The following is a 17177-nucleotide window of genomic DNA, read 5'->3' as shown; positions in this document are numbered from 1 at the left end:
ATGATTACCGGGACATACACCTGCCCATGAAGCAAGATGCTGGGCTGTCGGAAACTTGGTCATATCGATTCCGATCTCTGCAATAATTACAGCAGCTACGTTCCGATCAACTCCTGGAATGGCATCCTTGACCCTTCGGGTCATGTAAGTTTAGTTCCGTCCATATAGAATCTTTGAACATCTCTATAAGATAAGAGGTATGTTCGAATGGAGATAACCTCTTATTTTTTTGGGGTAGGAGAATAGTCTTATTTTATTTTTATTGTTATCATAGGGTTGTGAACTTTGGATTTGGGGGAAAACCATGAGATATATTCATTTGGATAATACAGAACCGGGACAGATTTTAGGAAAAAGTATATATACAAGTGAAGGAAGGACTTTGCTGAATTCGGGCGTTCAACTAACTGTAGGAATGATCAATAAGCTCCGCCGGGTTGGAGTATCCATGTTATACATTTTGGATGACCGGTTTGACGATTTGGTGATGGAAGATGTTGTTGCAGAGGAGACGAGAAGAGAGGCCTTAAAGAATATCTCTGAGGCCGTTCATTGTGTTCAATCCGGAAAGGATTTTGATACAAAGGAGATCACAAATTCTGTTAAAAATATTATCGATGAAATCTTAAGAAACAAAAACGTTCTACTTAATTTAACGGATGTCAGAACCCAGGACAACCAGCTTTTTGTTCATTGTTTAAACGTGGGAATAATGGCGACCATTATTGGAGTCAACATGGGCTTTAATCAGAATCAGCTTCAGGATTTGGCTATTGGTGCTTTTCTTCATGATATCGGCAAATTGGTAAAGGATAATAGTTTGCAGGAAGATCATACATGGAAAGGATTTAATCTGCTGAGGAAAAAACATGAATTTAGCATCTTGTCCGCCCATGTTGCCTTACAGCATCATGAAAATGTGGATGGAAGTGGAACGCCCAGGGGAATTGACGGGGAAGAAATTCATCAATTTGCCAAGATTACTAGCGTCGCCAATTATTATGATAATTTAATATCCCCTTTTTCGGGAGAGAGGCCCTATCTTCCCCATGAGGCGACGGAGCGGATAATGGCATTGGCCAACAAAATGTTTGATCATGACATTGTGATTCAATTTTTACGGTCCATCGCCATATATCCCACCGGCGTATCCGTCAAGCTAAGTTCGGGAGAAATTGGTGTGGTTGTAGGACAGCATAGAGGGCTTCCAGCCCGGCCTATTGTTCGGATTATCGGTCAAACGGATGAAGCTGACTATAACGAGGTAAAGGAAATTGATCTGGCTAAGGCAACCACTTTGTTTATCAAGCAAGTTCTTCAATAATTTTACATCTCTCTTTACAAAATATTGACTTAGGTATATATTGTTTTATGTTACTATAATATTTATAGTAGATTTTTTTGAATATACCCTTGTTTTTGCAAATAAAGAGATGGAACCAAAGATTTACACGTCTTATATAGTTGGTGAAATATTGGTGGGGAGGGTTTTTTATGAAAAAATGGAGTCATTCCTTTTTAATTATTTTTTTGGTTGGTATTTTAAGCGTTCTCCTGTTATCAGGGTGCAGTTCAAAAGAGGGGGAACCATCGTTTAAAATTGGTGTGATTCCCTCCCAAAACCAGGGAAAAATGCAACAGGCCATGGACAAATTGACGGAAGCTCTGGAAAAAGGGACCGGGATGGATGTGTCTATTGAAGTATATCCGGACTATAACGGCGTAGTGGAAGCAATGAATAATGGAATGATTAACATGGCATACTTCGGTCCCCTTACTTATGTCATTGCCAATGCAGAGAACGGAGCACAGGCCATTGTTACTCAACTGGTGGATGGAGAACCCTTCTATTATTCCTATATCATCACCCATAAGGATGCACCGTATAATTCTTTAGAGGATTTATTGGCAGATAAAGAAAATGTAACCTTTGCCTTTGGAGACATCAATTCCACTTCCGGCTCCCTAATTCCCGGAATTGAATTAAAAAAACGGGGGGTATTCAAGGATGCCAATGATCATCAATTTAAAAATGTATTTTATACCGGCGGCCACGATGCAACAGCCATTGCTGTAGAAAACAAGCAAGTGACGGCAGGTGCCATTGACAGTGCCATCTTTAATATTTTAATAAAGAATGGTAAAGTAGATGGAGATCTTTTTAAAGTAATTTGGAAGTCAGACAAATTATTTCAATATCCATGGGCTGTGGCAAAAGGAACTGATCAAGCGACGATTGAAAAGTTACAAGAGGCTTTTTTAGGCATCACGGATCCAGAAATTTTAAATGCCTTTGGAGCGTCCGGATTTATAAAAGCTTCAGACAGCGATTATGAATCCATTCGCCAGGCTGCTAAAGCCGATGGCAGAATCAAGTAATACCCTTACTTTCTCATTTTTGAACAGGATTTTATTCGAGTAGAGTACCATACTGACAGGTGATGATGGTGAAAAAATGGAACTGGATAGTACTGGCCTTGTTGTCAGTGCTTTTTTTATCGTGGAGCATGAGAGTCACCCAATTTGATTGGAGTGCTTTATTAGATATAGAAAAAAGTTGGAACTTTTTAAAAACCAAATGGTTCCCTCCAGACTGGAGTGTTCTGCCCCTTGCTTTTAAGAATACGGGCATTACTCTGGCTATTGCTTTTTTAGGAACTTTTTTGGCGGTAATTGCGGCTATACCTGTCAGTTTTTTGGCTGCATATAATACCAGTCCTAAGGGGCTTTATCATCTTATCAGAAGCATCCTGACCTTTATCAGGACGATTCCGGAAATTGTGCTAGGACTTATATTTATTGCCACCTTTGGACTGGGGCCCTTCCCTGCCGTCATCGCGATTATGGTTCATAATATAGGAGTATTGGGAAAACTTATTTCTGAATTGGTGGAATCCAGCGACAGGGGACCGGTAGAGGCGATCACCTCAGTGGGAGCTAAAAAGACTATTATTGCTCTCTATGGTATCCTGCCGCAAATCTTGCCCAACATTTTGTCCCATTACTTTTACAGGTTTGAAGTAGCGATCAGAACCTCATTGATTTTAGGTTTGATTGGCGGCGGTGGATTGGGGAACATGTTGTTTATTGATTACAAAATTTTCAATTATACAGCCGTTACGGCAGAAGTGGTTGTATTTATGGTATTGGTTTTTTTGGTGGATTACCTTAGCACCTTTGTTCGGAAGAAGGTGATTTAATGCTACTGGTTCAGAACTTGGTAAAACATTATCATAAAGAAATCGCTCTGGATGGTGTATCCATGGAAATTAATGAAGGGGAATTTGTCGCCATTCTTGGCTCCAGCGGAGCCGGAAAGTCCACTTTTATTCGATGTATTAACCGGTTGCTAGAACCCACATCAGGTTCGATTATTTATAAAGGGATGGATATGGGACAGCTGAGGAAGAAACAGCTAAGGGAAATTCGCAGGGAAATGGGCATGATCTTTCAGGATTTTCATCTGATTTCGAGATTTAATACCCTTCAAAATGTTCTGGTTGGAAGCTATGGTCGATATCCGGTTTGGAGAATTTTATTAAACCGATTACCGAGGAAAGAGTGGAAACTGGCCGAAGAGTTAATCTCCAAGGTAGGAATGGCGCCATTTGCCAAGAAACAGGTAAGGGATTTAAGCGGAGGACAACGGCAAAGGGTGGGAATTGCAAGAACATTAATGCAGTATCCGTCTATAATCCTTGGGGATGAGCCGGTAGCCAGCTTGGATCCGGTCACCAGCCGGGCCATTATGGATTTATTAAAAGAAATTAATGAGAAGGACCGCATCACCATGATTATTAATCTCCATGATACGGAAATCGCCAGACGGTATGCCACCCGTATCATTGGTCTGGCAAAAGGAAGGATCGTTTTCGATGGCCAGCCTGATGCATTAACCGAAGAACAGATCTTAAGAATATATGGAGAAGCTGGATAGGCCGTAGAATAGACCGTAGAAAGAATTTTTCTTGACGATGGGCTTAAACTGAATTACAATAAATTTCAAGTTAAGAAATTGCCTTTAAAATTTCATATATGTTTCGCCTTTTATCCAGAGAGGTGGAGGGACTGGCCCGATGAAACCCGGCAACCGCTATTTCCGTGTGGAATTAGACAGGTGCCAATTCCTGCAGGATGTTTTCCTGAAAGATAAGAGGAAGGAGGAAAATTGTGAACATTGGACCTTCTTCTTATTGAAGAAGGTTTTTTATTTTAAGGAGGGGAATAAATGAGTAAACAACCGGAAACTTATCAATTGGAGACATTATTGCTGCATGGAGGGCAGGCAGTTGATCCTACGACCGGATCGAGGGCTGTCCCCATTTACCAAACCAGTTCTTATGCCTTCACAAGCACAGAACATGCCCAGAGATTATTTTCTCTGGATGAAGCAGGGAATATTTACACACGTATTGGGAATCCCACATCAGATGTGTTAGAAAAAAGAGTGGCCCTGCTGGAGGGAGGAGTTGGGGCATTGGCCACTTCAAGCGGTCAAGCAGCCATCAGCCTTTCTATCATGAATATTGCGGAAGCAGGGGATGAAATTGTTGCGGCCACAACCTTGTATGGGGGAACCTACAATTTATTCTCTACAACTCTCCCTCGCTATGGAATTAAGGTGAAGTTCGTTGATCCATCCAATCCAGACAATTTTAAAGAGGCCATTACGGAAAAAACAAAAGCCATATTTGGTGAGACTATTGGGAATCCGCGATTAAATGTATTAGATATCGAAGCGGTAGCCAAGGTAGCCCATGATGCAGGAATTCCTCTCATCATCGACAATACTTTTGCCACGCCTTATCTGTGCAGACCCATTGAATGGGGAGCGGATATCGTGGTTCATTCGGCGACAAAGTGGATTGGAGGCCATGGAACCTCCATTGGTGGAGTGATTGTGGATGGAGGGCGCTTCCCATGGAATAACGGGAAATTCCCCCGCTTTACCCAAGAGGATACCAGTTATCATGGGGTTCGCTATCATGAGGATTTTGGTTCATTAGCTTTTATTACGAAGGTTAGGGTCCAGCTTCTGCGTGATCTAGGTTCTTGTATCAGTCCCTTCAACGCGTTTATGCTCCTTCAGGGGCTGGAGACCCTTCATGTGAGAATGAAAGAACATTCCAACAATGCAAGGGAGATTGCTTCCTATTTGAAAGAGCATCCAGCCGTGGAGTGGGTCTCTTATCCGGGATTTGAAGATCATCCTACCCATCATTTAGCCGTGAAATATCTGGATAAAGGCTTTGGTGGAATGGTTATTTTTGGGATTCAAGGGGGAAGGGAAGCTGGTGCTAAGTTCATCGACAGTCTTTCTCTTTGGTCCCACCTGGCCAATGTGGGAGACGCCAAATCCCTGGTGATTCATCCGGCAAGTACCACTCACCAGCAATTATCTAAGGAAGAATTAATTGCAGCAGGAGTCTCTGAGGATCTGATTCGTCTGTCTGTGGGATTGGAATCCCCTGTTGACTTAATGACGGATTTGGATAATGCCTTAAGGAAAGCCAACGGGTTAGGTTATTCTCCCACTGGAGAAGGACCGGATGGAAGAAGAATCATCGTCAATGACGAAGGAATCATTAAATGGGTTTGTCAGAACCCCAGGACCATTGCCATCGTCGGCTTATCTGGCAATCCGGCCCGACCCAGCTATAGAACTGCAAGAAAAATTCAGCGGCTTGGGTATAAAATTATCCCTGTAAATCCAAAGGAAACGGAGATTTTGGGTGAAAAGGTATATCCTGATCTAGCGTCGATACCTGAACCGGTAGATGTGGTTCTGGTATTCCGGGCTCCTGAATATGCCGTGGAAGTTGCCCATAAAGCAGCCAAAATTAACCCCCATGTATTCTGGCTACAAGAAGGAGTAATCAGCCCTGAAGCGGTGGAAGTGGCCGCCAGCCATGGTATGGAAGTGGTGCACAATCGATGCATTTATAAGGAAACTCAAAGGCTAAAAGGGACGATCATCACATACTGTCCTATTTAAATTCCATCAATCCCGACTATAGATATGGAATTAAAGGTACACACGTTTGCTAGTCGAGTTTGAGCGAGAAGTGTTCAGGTCCGCTCGAAGACGAAAGAACGGAGTCTTCAAAAACATTCCATCAATAATAGTATGCGTGTGAATGTTAAGTTGACCTAAGGATATGTTAGAGTAATGAGAGGCGGTAAAAGATGAAACAGGGATTTTCAACCACATCTGTCCATGGCGGAAAAAAGAAAGAAGAATTAAACGGGTCCAAAACCTTACCTATTTATCAAACGTCTGTATTTACGTTTAAGGATTTGGATGAATCAGAAGCCTATTACCAACACGGGGATCGGTATATGTATACCCGAATGGGAAATCCCAATCAACGGGCTCTGGGGGAAGCAGTGGCTCAACTGGAAGATGGAAGTGATGGAGTTGCAACCTCTTCCGGTATGTCTGCGATATTGGCTGCCATTCTTACTTATGTCGGTCAAGGGGATCATATCTTATGCAATGAGGAAATTTATGGAGGAACCTCCACTCTCCTTGAACATGAATTAAGCCGTTTCGGCATTGAAACTACCTTTGTGGATTTGACCGATGAGCTTTCCTGGTCAAAGGCCATTAAGAAAGAAACGAAGCTTCTCATTACTGAGGTGATTACCAATCCCCTGTTAAAGGTAATTGATATCAGAAGGGTGGTGGAGATTGCCAGAAACCATGGTATAAAGGTAGTAGTAGACAATACCTTTACCACTCCCTATCTCACCAAGCCTTTACAGATTGGGGCAGATTTGGTGGTGCATAGCGCAACCAAATATATAGGGGGTCATAGTGATGTGACCGCTGGAGTGGTTGTAGGTCATCAACCGGATATTAACAGGGTAAAGGAGATTACCGTCCGCTATGGAAGTTCTTTAAGTCCTTTTGAAGCTTGGCTTGGCTCCAGAGGATTAAAAACGTTGGCCCTCAGAATGGAAAAGCAGTGTTCTAATGCACTGCAAGTAGCTAATTTTTTGGATGCCCATCCAAAGGTAAAGGAAGTTTATTTTCCGGGATTGATCACCCATCCCCATCATTTACTGGCAACGGATTGGTTTGGTGAAAAATATGGGGCGGTGGTGAGCTTTACCATTTCCGATGAGAGCAGGATAAATGAGGTGTTTCGAGGTTTCTCCCTGATTAAATATGCTCCGACGTTAGCGGGAGTTGAGTCGATTGTCTCCCATCCTGAAACCACTTCACACCGATATTGGGATGAGGATAGAAGAATAAAAGCCGGGATTACCAAAGGGTTAATCCGATTATCCGTAGGGGTTGAAGATGTGGAGGATATTATCGAGGATCTGGATCGAGCACTTAACATGCGGTGATCTGGGATTTATTTTTTCTCTTTTATCAACGAGGTTTACAAATTTGGAAATGATTCATTTTGCGAAATCTCGCTGGATATGGTAACATAATGTCTGGTTCCTTAATGGAATGTTTTTTCCCAAAGTGGGGGTGGATGGAGTTCTGGTGTCTCCCCCGGTCTTCAAAACCGAGTGAGGGGCGCGTGCCGTCCCTGGTGGGTTCGATTCCCACCCACTCCCGCCAATACTTAAAATGCTAACAACCACAAGGGTTTGTGGTTGTTTTTTGTGTTGAAAATTGAAATAATGCTCAGGTAAATTTATTGTTTTTTTAAACGCATTAGTTCCAATTCGTTTTGGGCAGCTTTATGATATGTAAATTCAACATCACTTTTAAGATTCTTTAATTCTTGAATAAGATCGGTATGATTGGCAGATACAGTTGATTCTAAAGCACCTACCTTATGTTCTAGGGAATCAACCTTGTGCTCTAGGGAATCAACCTTGTGCTCTAGGGAATCAACCTTGTGCTCTAGGGAATCAACCTTGTGCTCCAGGGAATCAACCTTGTGCTCTAGGGAATCAACCTTGTGCTCCAGGGAATCAACCTTGTGCTCCAGGGAATCAACCTTGTGCTCCAGGGAATCAACCTTATGTTCCAGGGAATCAACCTTGTGCTCTAGGGAATCAACCTTATGTTCCAGGGAATCAACCTTATGTTCTAGAGAGTCCATTTTAGTATCCAAACGGTTGATGTCTTGTTTCATTCCCTTTATTTCCGCAGTTTGAATATCTAGCCGTTCTATAATACTTTGAAACAGATTTCTAATCTCTTCCAATTTTTTCACCTCTCCCATTGATCAATTAATTTTCTAAGTAAAAGTATAATTAACTGACCTATTTGGTACTAGTTTACTTTAATAATTACCGATAGACAATAATAATCTTGAAAGAGCGAAAAATTGTTCTTAAATAAATAAAGCAATTTCCAGATAAGTGGATAGGGTAGTATGATTCCAAACATAATATTCCCCGAGAGATGCAAGCTATTCATAATAGAACTAGCATTTTTACATATACTTAGTGTGACAATAGTCACAATGAGGAATATAAGATTATTATAAAATGTTACTATAACATGCCAATACAAATATTGGAGGTAGGATGTAATGGAAATGACTCTTGATCGTTCGATAAAAATAGGAGACATTGTCACGCAAGTTCCAAAAACAGCAGATATATTCAAAGAATATCGAATTGATTTTTGCTGTGGAGGAAACCGGCCGTTGGGTGAGGTAATTGATGAAATGAATCTGAATGAAGGAGAATTGATGCAACAGTTGAATCAGATATTGATCGAAAGAAGCACTGCCAACGAAAATATCAAAAATTGGGGTGAAGCTGGATACGGTGAACTGATTGACTATGTAGTAAATAAACATCATGCTTACCTGAATAAAGAATTGCCTTCCATTAGTCAGCTAACTGCAAAAATATTGCGTGTCCATGGTTCCAAACATCCTGAGCTGAGCCAGGTGTATCAGCTATTTCACAAACTGAAAATGGAGATGGAACAGCATATGATTAGAGAGGAAGTAGATGCCTTCCCGTTAATCAAACAATATGAAAAGAATAAATCCTCTTTGCAATTGGATAAAATTATTCGGATGATTAAAAAACTGGAAAGCGAGCATGATGATGCAGGAAACCTTTTAAAAGAATTAAGGAAGGGGACAAAAGATTATCAACTTCCGGATGATGCTTGCATGTCCTATCAATTAACATACCAAAAACTTGAAGAATTAGAAAACGACCTTTTCCAGCACGTCCATTTAGAAAATAATATACTATTTCCTCGCTGGTTGAAAGAACGGGCATAAATATGAAAAGGAGCCCTCAAAAACATCTGGTTACATTGATGAGTTGAGGGCTTTTGTACGACCTCGGAAGCTGTGATGATCTTAATTTTTTTTCACAGGTTCAACAAACTGTAGCAATTCTTGAATTAATCTTTCATGCAAGCGGGAGTTCCATAAAGTAGACCTCCAAATATAAAGTTTTCTTTTAACATGTACATGTTGTTCTTCTTGACTTATTGGTGATTTTATCGTTGACTATTCAAGGATACCTTATTTTTTTTCTCGCTTTGAAATATTTTATCAGAGACGATTGCAGCAATAAATTTTGGGGAAAGAGGGGGTTGTTTTGATTCGCGTATTATTCGTATGCTTGGGGAATATTTGCCGCTCACCGATGGCCGAGGCCATTTTTCGTCAAATGGTGAAGAAAAACAAATTGCAGGATAAAATTTTTGTAGATTCAGCCGGGACAGGCCATTGGCATATCGGTGAAAAACCTCATAAGGGGACAAGAGAAATCTTAGATGCGTATCATATTGATTATCATGGAATCTATGCAAGACAAATTGATAAAAAGGATCTGTTTCAATTTGATTACATCATTGGAATGGACACGAACAATGTAGAAGACTTGCGCCGCATGGCAGGAGCAGCACAAACCGGTTATATTGCCCGTTTGCTTGATTTTGTTCCGGAAACGGATCAATCCGATGTACCGGATCCCTATTTTACAGGGAACTTTACGGAGGTATATGAACTGGTGTCAGAAGGATGTGAAAGGCTTCTTCAGTTTATCCGACAGCGGGAAGGGATATAAGATCTATCAGGATATAGGAGATAATAATGGATCATCTGTTGTATCACGAATGAGGGAAAAGTGGGAGTTGATATTGAACAAATCCGTCCGATAGATATGGAAATTGCCAATCGTTTTTTTACTCAGGAAGAAAGGGAAGTATTGTTTCACCTTCCAGGAAACGATCAATTATCCTTCTTTTACGAGTTGTGGACTCTAAAGGAATCTTTCGTGAAGGCAATTGGCCAAGGGCTTTCCTGTCCCTTAGATTCCTTTGGTTTTGATATGAGAAATTATCCTCATACGATCACCCTGCTAGATATAAAAGGTAGAGATAAAATGGAATGGCACTTTAAAAAATATTTTTTAAACAAAGATTACTGTGTGGCTATTTGTGCCAATTTTCGCTATGTTCCTGATAACGCACGTGTTCTTAATCGTGATTTGTTTCTGTTATAGACCATTTTCGAAAAAATTTTATCTCCTTGATACCAAATAGGTATAAAAAATGGCTAGGACCAGAAAACCTTGTATTTTCTGGTCCTTTTTTGTTTTCCCCTCAAAATTTTACTTCTAAAATTTTACAGAAAACAACTCATAGGAACATTATCCATTAAATCGAAATACCCGGTATACTGACAAACTGCGTGTTTTAATTTCGCATAATCCAATTGTAGGGCGGCATCAAAAAAAGAAAAATGTGAAGGGAGTGAAACCATATGGTTATGACCAGCGTGGAGAACGTGACAAAGCGTATTGCGACTGATCAGAATGTATCTCCTTTATCCTAGGTACAGAAAAGATTGTATTTTTATTACAAGTTAAACCCTGAATCTCCCGTTTATAATCTTTCGTTTTGCTATAAGAAAGAGGGAAATTTGGATGCCGGGAAAATACAGGGTAAAAGAAGCAATCTGAAAGAAAAAATAGAAGACTTAAAAAAATAGGAGAGTTTAAGTGGTGGCGGTTTGATAAAAGCGCCATAGAGCTATTGCGGATTGCCCGGGGAACATATAAAAAAATGAACAAAAGATGTGAAGATATCCCATTGTTGGAAAGGGAGAAATACCATGAAAAATACCAAAAAAGGATATTTGTTTTAAGTGGAACCCTTACTGAGAATCTTTTCGGTTGGTCCCATGATTTGTACGATGAGCTTGACCATACAATTGTGATTATTCATTCGGCGGCCAATGTAAAGCATTACGGAGAATATCAGGATTTTTATGATATCAATGTAAAAGGGACTAAAAGGCTGCTGGACTTTGCGAAAACATTAGCTTCGCCTCAGGGGCAATAGAGAATCAGAATCAGGTCCTGTTTACAGAATACGATTGTGACAGGAAAATTTCAAGTAAATATCGAAGATAATGCTTTTTATCAGATGATTCGATCCTTCATTAACTTGGGGGTGATTCCTCAAATCGAACAAAATATCCTGGATCTCACGTTTATAGACTATGCCAGCAGGGCCGTCCGTCTACTTTACGATCGGAAAGAATTGAAAAATGAGATCTATCATATCATAAATCCCAATTCTGTAAGCTTAACAACGGTCGCCAAATTATTGAACCAGATTGGTGTAACATTAAACACGTTGCCGATACTTGAATTTTTGGATTATCTATGTGATAAGGATGACGGCAACAAATTCCGGGAATTTTCGGAAAAAATACTGCTTCACTATAACCTGATGGAGAATCTGAATTCTACAAAATTAGTCGTCCATTCAAAGAAAACAGACCTGCTTTTAAACAGATTGGGATTTCATTGGCCTGTGATTAAAGAAAATCATGTCGAAAAGATGATCGTCCATTGTAAGGAAGTCAATTTCCTGTAAGCAGAAATCATTGAATAAAGATTATCGAAAGGAGAAGAAGTTTGTGTGGAAACCTGGTGAAATTTAGACTATGCCCCTGCCGAAATGAGGGGAGGCAAATTGGTGAGAAGCGGAACGTTGGCTGGAGGGGACAAGTCTTGTAATTTCTGATTTATCCCTTATACCGGAGATGAAGTTCCGAAGAGCGTATAGGTAAATCCCAATTAGCTGGCTGAATAAAATTTACAGTTTATGGAAAAATTTTCGAAAAAAATTTTACGATTTGTCTCTTAAACCCATAGATACTCAATAATTTATACCGGAAAAAACTTGTTATTCCGGTCTTTTCTTTACATGTTGCGTAAAATTTTCGTGAAGAAATTTTATTGAGCATGAAGTGGCCGGAACTTTCATGTCCATTGCCAAATTAAGCAATATTGAAAACGGCAAGGTTCAGCCTGACCTTGAGACTTGGGAATATCTTAAGAATAAACTAGGTCTTTCCGATGAGATGATTTACGAAAAAGGGTCAACAGATTCGGTTGATTACATCCTGGAGCAGGCAGAAACCTACTATAGTACAGGATTTATCGAAAAGGCAAAAGAAAAGTATGAAAATGCGTTGCAGTTGGCGGAAAAATCCATGTTTATCGAACAATCCGCTAAAGCCCACAAGGCACTTGGTTTAATGTATTTGGAGGAGGAGAATTACAAGGAAGCTCAACTGTTTTTGGAAAAGGCTATAGAATTGTTTGAGCAGGAAAATGATGAAGAGAATGTTATAGAATGCAAAATAAAGATTGGAGCTATCTATTTTCGCCAGGAAAAGTATACAAAAGCCTTAGACCAAATTTATAAAATATTCGAGAATATTCCTAGCAATCAACTTAGAATGAAAGGTATTTTATATTACAATATGGCGTCTACTTTTTATGCTTTAAAAGACATGATTAATGCGAATTATGCATGTGAAAGGGCCCTTCATTATTTAACAGAAAATGAAACGGATTCGCTAATTTCAGCCTTAAATCTCCAAGGTATTCTCTTAAGATCTCAAAAAATGTATTTGCTTGCTCGTGAGAAACTAGAAAAAGCAAAGCAGATAGCAATAAAACATAAGCTTTTTATACCAAAGAAATTGAATTATACGAAACAGTAGCCAAATACTTTCACGAAATGGGAGATAAATATCATTGTTCAGAAAAGCTGTATAAGGCTTTTTTAGTAAAACTAAAAATGAATCAGGAATAGGGGGTGAAAGAATGAAACGTTTATTAATAGCGATCCTTATAATTGCTGCTATAGGTTTTGGGGCATCAGCGGTATATGCGGGTGATGATGTAGGATATTCAGTAACAGTGGATCAGAGATCTTAAGTTGCCATCATTCATGTTAAAACTTTCAAAAAAATTTACATCAACAGTCAAAGAATGAAAGAGGACAAATTTTTTCAGATCAGAAAACCTTGAGTTTTCTGGTCTCTTTTTTTTACGTAAAATTTTATCGAAAAATTCTGATAGGGAACTTGTCTATTATTCGCGAAACTTGGAGTACAATTTCATACTTTTTTCCTGCCTCTGTGCAACAAACAGGGTTTATGACCAATGTGGTCATTTCTTCGGGCTTTGTCAATCTTCAAAAGAGAGGAGGCTGATTCTTAAGAAAGTAAGAATCAGAAAGTAAAACCCTCGTCGTTCGATGGTGATGATTCGTCATGTCTGAATTGTCTGATTTACTTTTAGATTTAATTAAAAAATGGGAGGATTTATGATGGGAAAAAGAAAAGTAATGTTGTCCATCTTTTTGGTTGCAGTGCTGTTTCTTTCTCCAGTATACGGATTTGCCCAGGGGAATCAGCCGCAACCTGTGAAGCCGAAGAGTGTTTTTGAGAAGCCGGATGTTGCCATGACAAACAAAAACGGAAACAAACTGTTTGATAATCTTGAAGAAAAACTTCAGGGAATCAATGAAGGGGACAAGCTCCCTGTTATTGTAAAGTTTGACCGTTCTCAGTTGAAAGGGAAAGCTGCAGACGTACTTCAGCAACATATCGGGATTTTCCAAACCAAATATGAGTACAGCATCATTGACGGATTTGCGGCAACTCTTACCAAAAAACAAATTGAGATGCTGGACAAAATCCCTTTCATCAATCAGGTGGAATATGACGGGGAAGTCAAAGCCTCTCTTGCTACCGCCAACCAATGGTTTGGAACAACTAAAGCAAAAGCTGATTTTGGTCTCACAGGGGACGGCGATGGCAACGTCAATTCTTATTCCAAAAACGATATTGTAATCGCTGTCATTGATACAGGAATTGATGGTAATCATAAAGATTTAAACAATGGAAAAGTAATTGGCTGGAAGGATTATGTAAAAGGTAAAACAACTCCATATGACGACAATGGACATGGTACCCATGTTGCCAGCATTGCAGCTGATTTCTCCAGCCGCGGATATACGGCTGATGGACGAATCAAACCCGATATCGCTGCCCCGGGATACAATATTACGGCTGCCAAAGCAAATACGACTACAGGATATATTACTTATAGCGGAACCAGTATGGCAACCCCCTTTACCGCTGGAACTGTGGCGTTGATGTTGGATGCGAATCCGAGCCAGACTCCCACTCAGGTGAAGAATAATCTGTACAATACCGCATTAGACTGGGGTCCGACACGTAAAGATATTGATTATGGCAATGGCCGTCTGGACGGATATGCTGCGATAAAGAGTGCCGGCGGATTTTCAGGAACCAACATCATCGTGCCCAATCATTTCTATAAATCCGGCAGCTTAACTGGAACCGGTACCAGCAATGGGTTCAATATCAGCGTCAACAATACCGGATATCCGATTGCAGTTACATTTATCATTCCTGACTGGACATCCAGCTTCTTCTCAACTTATCCAGATTTTGATATCTACGTTTACAATCCTTCTGGAACCCTGGTGGCCAGTTCGGAAGGAACTAAACGTCAGGAAACCATTACGTTTACCCCTACAACCACCGGAACCTATCAGCTAAGAGTGTATTCCTATAACGGAAGCGGAAGCTATTTCTTTGACGTAAGTGCTGGAGCCACTTCGGTTAATTAGCAATAAACAGGATTGACGATCACTAGACTTCATGATTAAATATAAGTTAACCTGATGATTAATTAGGTTAACTTATATTTTTAAGGTTCGATAGATTCGTGGTTAGCACGAAACAGGAAGGTGATACTTATGTCCAAACATCAACAATTGATAGATAAAAGCAGAAAATATCTCTGGCTTCCCTTTACACAAATGAAAGATTACGAGAAAGATCCGCTGATTATTGAATCAGGAAGCGGGGTGAAGGTGAAAGACACTGAGGGAAACGAATACTATGACGGATTTTCATCAGTGTGGTTAAATGTTCACGGTCATTGTAAAAGAGAGTTAGATGAGGCTATTCGGATGCAACTTGAGAAAATTGCCCATTCAACATTGCTTGGCATGACTAACATCCCGGCCACAGAATTGGCGGAACAGCTCGTACATATAACTCCGGATGGTTTGGAGCGGGTTTTTTATTCTGACAGTGGGGCAGAAGCGGTTGAAATTGCTTTGAAGATGGCTTTTCAATATTGGTGTAATAAGGGGGTTCGGGAGAAACAAAAGTTTGTCACGATGAGAAATGGGTACCACGGAGATACCATAGGTGCTGTCAGCGTTGGTTCCATTGATATTTTTCATCAAATCTACCAGCCGCTTCTTTTCGATAGTTTTAAAGTTTCTTACCCCTATGTATATCGCCACCCCAGCAGCAATCCCGAAATTTGCAGGGAAGAATGCTTACAGGAATTGAAAGCGACTTTGGAGAGACATCATCGGGAAATTGCCGCGGTAATATTGGAGCCGATGATACAGGGAGCGGGCGGGATGATTACTATGCCCCAAGGTTTTTTGTCAGGTGTAGAGAGTTTGTGCAGAGAATATGATGTGCTGCTGATAGCCGATGAAGTTGCCACGGGATTCGGACGGACGGGGCGGATGTTTGCCTGTGACCATGAAGGGGTAAGGCCGGACATTATGACAATCGCCAAGGGAATTACAGGAGGATACCTGCCCGTTGCGGCGACAATAACGACCGGTCAAATTTATGATGCCTTTTATGCCGATTATAGGGAACTGAAGACTTTTTTCCACGGACATTCCTATACTGGAAATCAGTTAGGATGTGCGGTTGCACTGTCCAATCTGGAATTATTTAAAAAAGAGAATGTCATAGAAAATGTGCGAAAAAAATCTGTTTTTATTCGGAAAGAACTGAAAACGTTGCATGATTTAGAACATGTTGGAGATATTCGGCAGCTCGGATTTATGGCAGGGATTGAATTGGTGGAAGAGAAGGAGACCAAACGTCCCTATGAGTGGGGAAGGCGCTTGGGATATCAAGTGACGTTGAAAATGCGGCAGTTGGGAATGCTTTCACGGCCGTTGGGAGATACGATCGTGTTTATGCCTCCTCTATCAAGCTCCGAAGAGGAATTAAAGGAAATGATTAGAATTATGAAAGAAGCCATATTCCAGATAACGGAAGATGAGTAAATTACAATCAATTAACGAACCATAAAAAATCTTATCCTTAATAAATCAGGAATAAATGAGGTGAGATCTTGCGAAAGGGATTGTTTGTCACAGGTACTGATACTGACGTTGGAAAAACATTTGTTACGTCAGCTATCGCCGGTGCTTTACGTAAGATGGGAATTGACGTAGGTGTTTTTAAACCGATGCAGAGCGGAACGAGACGGGAAGACCCGAACAGTGACGCTTTTATTCTTAAAGCAACGTCTGAAGACAGCAGTCCATTGGAAGACATTGCACCCTTTACTTTTGAAGAACCCCTGGCTCCATATGTTGCTGCCAAAAGACAGGGACTTGATATTTCTTTGGAAGAAGTTCTGCAAGTTTGGCGAAGAAGGGAAAAGGAACATGAATTTTTTTTGGTTGAGGGGGCGGGAGGATTAGCTGTCCCTTTGGGAAGGAGTTATCTAGTGTCAGATGTAGCCAAAGCCATCGGTTTACCTCTGCTGATAGTAGCAAGACCTGATTTGGGTACTGTTAATCACACTCTGTTGACGATTCAATTCGCTAAAAGTATGGGTCTTGAAATCGTTGGTGTTATTGTTAATGGTCTTATGGAGGAACAACAGAGTGTTGCTGAACAGACTAATCCGGCTTTGATTGAAGAGTTTTCAGGCATTCCAGTATTGGGAGTGATTCCTCGTGTCTATCAGAAGGATTTTGAATGGATAATCCGAATGCTCTGTGATCACATTTCCATGAACAAAATTTTGCTATAAATGGCTAGGGGAATTAAATGGGGGGGAAG

General features: G+C 40.4%; 16 protein-coding genes, 1 tRNA gene, 1 pseudogene and 1 riboswitch. Of the genes and pseudogenes, 16 read left to right on the top strand and 2 right to left on the bottom strand.

Annotated elements, in window-relative coordinates:
* A pseudogene (locus L1765_RS10075) lies at positions 1-126 on the bottom strand (transposase); the annotation flags it as partial.
* A 178-nt stretch (positions 127-304) separates the two neighbouring features.
* Here L1765_RS10075 and L1765_RS10070 point away from each other — a divergent pair.
* From L1765_RS10070 to L1765_RS10040, 7 genes are all read left to right on the top strand, one after another.
* Positions 305-1324, top strand: coding sequence for an HD-GYP domain-containing protein (locus L1765_RS10070; RefSeq protein ID WP_236406847.1), 1020 nt, complete (start codon positions 305-307; stop codon positions 1322-1324).
* A gap of 170 nt (positions 1325-1494) precedes the next feature.
* Positions 1495-2379, top strand: a complete 885-nt coding sequence (gene phnD / locus L1765_RS10065) for a phosphate/phosphite/phosphonate ABC transporter substrate-binding protein (protein WP_236406844.1) — start codon at positions 1495-1497, stop codon at positions 2377-2379.
* Between the two features lie 62 nt (positions 2380-2441).
* On the top strand, positions 2442-3200 hold the full coding sequence (gene phnE, locus L1765_RS10060; RefSeq protein WP_236406855.1) for a phosphonate ABC transporter, permease protein PhnE: 759 nt from the start codon (positions 2442-2444) through the stop codon (positions 3198-3200).
* The gene (gene phnC, locus L1765_RS10055; protein WP_236406841.1) at positions 3200-3937 is read left to right on the top strand and encodes a phosphonate ABC transporter ATP-binding protein; all 738 of its coding nucleotides are present in this window, start codon (positions 3200-3202) and stop codon (positions 3935-3937) included. Before phnE ends, phnC begins: the two co-directional genes overlap by 1 nt.
* Before the next feature lie 107 nt (positions 3938-4044).
* Positions 4045-4156, top strand: a riboswitch (SAM riboswitch).
* A 72-nt stretch (positions 4157-4228) separates the two neighbouring features.
* Complete coding sequence (locus L1765_RS10050) at positions 4229-5995, top strand: PLP-dependent aspartate aminotransferase family protein (RefSeq protein ID WP_236406840.1); 1767 nt, start codon at positions 4229-4231, stop codon at positions 5993-5995.
* Positions 5996-6186: 191 nt separating this feature from the next.
* Positions 6187-7356 carry a trans-sulfuration enzyme family protein gene (locus L1765_RS10045; protein WP_236406837.1) on the top strand — a complete coding sequence of 390 codons (1170 nt, stop codon included), beginning with the start codon at positions 6187-6189 and terminating at the stop codon, positions 7354-7356.
* A 126-nt stretch (positions 7357-7482) separates the two neighbouring features.
* A tRNA-Sec gene (locus L1765_RS10040) sits at positions 7483-7579 on the top strand.
* A gap of 76 nt (positions 7580-7655) precedes the next feature.
* Here L1765_RS10040 and L1765_RS10035 read toward each other — a convergent pair.
* Complete coding sequence (locus L1765_RS10035) at positions 7656-8174, bottom strand: DUF7310 family coiled-coil domain-containing protein (protein ID WP_236406836.1); 519 nt, start codon at positions 8172-8174, stop codon at positions 7656-7658.
* Positions 8175-8504: 330 nt separating this feature from the next.
* Between L1765_RS10035 and ric the strand changes: the two genes are divergently transcribed.
* The 9 genes from ric to bioD all read left to right on the top strand — a co-directional run bounded on the left by ric (position 8505) and on the right by bioD (position 17148).
* Positions 8505-9215: an iron-sulfur cluster repair di-iron protein gene (ric, locus tag L1765_RS10030; RefSeq protein ID WP_236406834.1), complete on the top strand. Its 711-nt coding sequence runs from the start codon at positions 8505-8507 to the stop codon at positions 9213-9215.
* A 325-nt stretch (positions 9216-9540) separates the two neighbouring features.
* Positions 9541-10011: a low molecular weight protein-tyrosine-phosphatase gene (locus L1765_RS10025; protein WP_236406833.1), complete on the top strand. Its 471-nt coding sequence runs from the start codon at positions 9541-9543 to the stop codon at positions 10009-10011.
* Between the two features lie 60 nt (positions 10012-10071).
* Positions 10072-10449, top strand: coding sequence for a 4'-phosphopantetheinyl transferase family protein (locus L1765_RS10020; protein WP_236406831.1), 378 nt, complete (start codon positions 10072-10074; stop codon positions 10447-10449).
* A 562-nt stretch (positions 10450-11011) separates the two neighbouring features.
* Positions 11012-11290 carry an SDR family oxidoreductase gene (locus L1765_RS10015; RefSeq protein WP_236406829.1) on the top strand — a complete coding sequence of 93 codons (279 nt, stop codon included), beginning with the start codon at positions 11012-11014 and terminating at the stop codon, positions 11288-11290.
* A 36-nt stretch (positions 11291-11326) separates the two neighbouring features.
* A complete protein-coding gene (locus L1765_RS10010) occupies positions 11327-11830 on the top strand; it encodes a Rossmann-fold NAD(P)-binding domain-containing protein (protein WP_236406828.1) in 504 nt (167 codons plus the stop codon).
* 391 nt (positions 11831-12221) lie between these two features.
* Complete coding sequence (locus L1765_RS10005; RefSeq protein WP_236406826.1) at positions 12222-12968, top strand: tetratricopeptide repeat protein; 747 nt, start codon at positions 12222-12224, stop codon at positions 12966-12968.
* 611 nt (positions 12969-13579) lie between these two features.
* A complete protein-coding gene (locus L1765_RS10000) occupies positions 13580-14911 on the top strand; it encodes a S8 family serine peptidase (protein WP_236406824.1) in 1332 nt (443 codons plus the stop codon).
* A 129-nt stretch (positions 14912-15040) separates the two neighbouring features.
* Positions 15041-16390: an adenosylmethionine--8-amino-7-oxononanoate transaminase gene (gene bioA / locus L1765_RS09995; RefSeq protein ID WP_236406821.1), complete on the top strand. Its 1350-nt coding sequence runs from the start codon at positions 15041-15043 to the stop codon at positions 16388-16390.
* 68 nt (positions 16391-16458) lie between these two features.
* The gene (gene bioD / locus L1765_RS09990) at positions 16459-17148 is read left to right on the top strand and encodes a dethiobiotin synthase (protein ID WP_236406819.1); all 690 of its coding nucleotides are present in this window, start codon (positions 16459-16461) and stop codon (positions 17146-17148) included.
* The last annotated feature ends 29 nt before the right edge of the window (positions 17149-17177 follow it).

Source organism: Microaerobacter geothermalis, assembly GCF_021608135.1.
Taxonomy (GTDB): Bacteria; Bacillota; Bacilli; order DSM-22679; family DSM-22679; genus Microaerobacter; species Microaerobacter geothermalis.
This window is presented reverse-complemented; position numbering and strand designations above follow the sequence as displayed.

Bases quoted from the DNA above. Each gene is read 5' to 3' on its own strand.
- L1765_RS10070 (WP_236406847.1), top strand. From the start codon at position 305: ATGAGATATATTCATTTGGATAATACAGAACCGGGACAGATTTTAGGA.
- phnD (WP_236406844.1), top strand. From the start codon at position 1,495: ATGAAAAAATGGAGTCATTCCTTTTTAATTATTTTTTTGGTTGGTATT.
- phnE (WP_236406855.1), top strand. From the start codon at position 2,442: ATGATGGTGAAAAAATGGAACTGGATAGTACTGGCCTTGTTGTCAGTG.
- phnC (WP_236406841.1), top strand. From the start codon at position 3,200: ATGCTACTGGTTCAGAACTTGGTAAAACATTATCATAAAGAAATCGCT.
- L1765_RS10050 (WP_236406840.1), top strand. From the start codon at position 4,229: ATGAGTAAACAACCGGAAACTTATCAATTGGAGACATTATTGCTGCAT.
- L1765_RS10045 (WP_236406837.1), top strand. From the start codon at position 6,187: ATGAAACAGGGATTTTCAACCACATCTGTCCATGGCGGAAAAAAGAAA.
- ric (WP_236406834.1), top strand. From the start codon at position 8,505: ATGGAAATGACTCTTGATCGTTCGATAAAAATAGGAGACATTGTCACG.
- L1765_RS10015 (WP_236406829.1), top strand. From the start codon at position 11,012: ATGAACAAAAGATGTGAAGATATCCCATTGTTGGAAAGGGAGAAATAC.
- L1765_RS10005 (WP_236406826.1), top strand. From the start codon at position 12,222: ATGTCCATTGCCAAATTAAGCAATATTGAAAACGGCAAGGTTCAGCCT.
- L1765_RS10000 (WP_236406824.1), top strand. From the start codon at position 13,580: ATGGGAAAAAGAAAAGTAATGTTGTCCATCTTTTTGGTTGCAGTGCTG.
- bioA (WP_236406821.1), top strand. From the start codon at position 15,041: ATGTCCAAACATCAACAATTGATAGATAAAAGCAGAAAATATCTCTGG.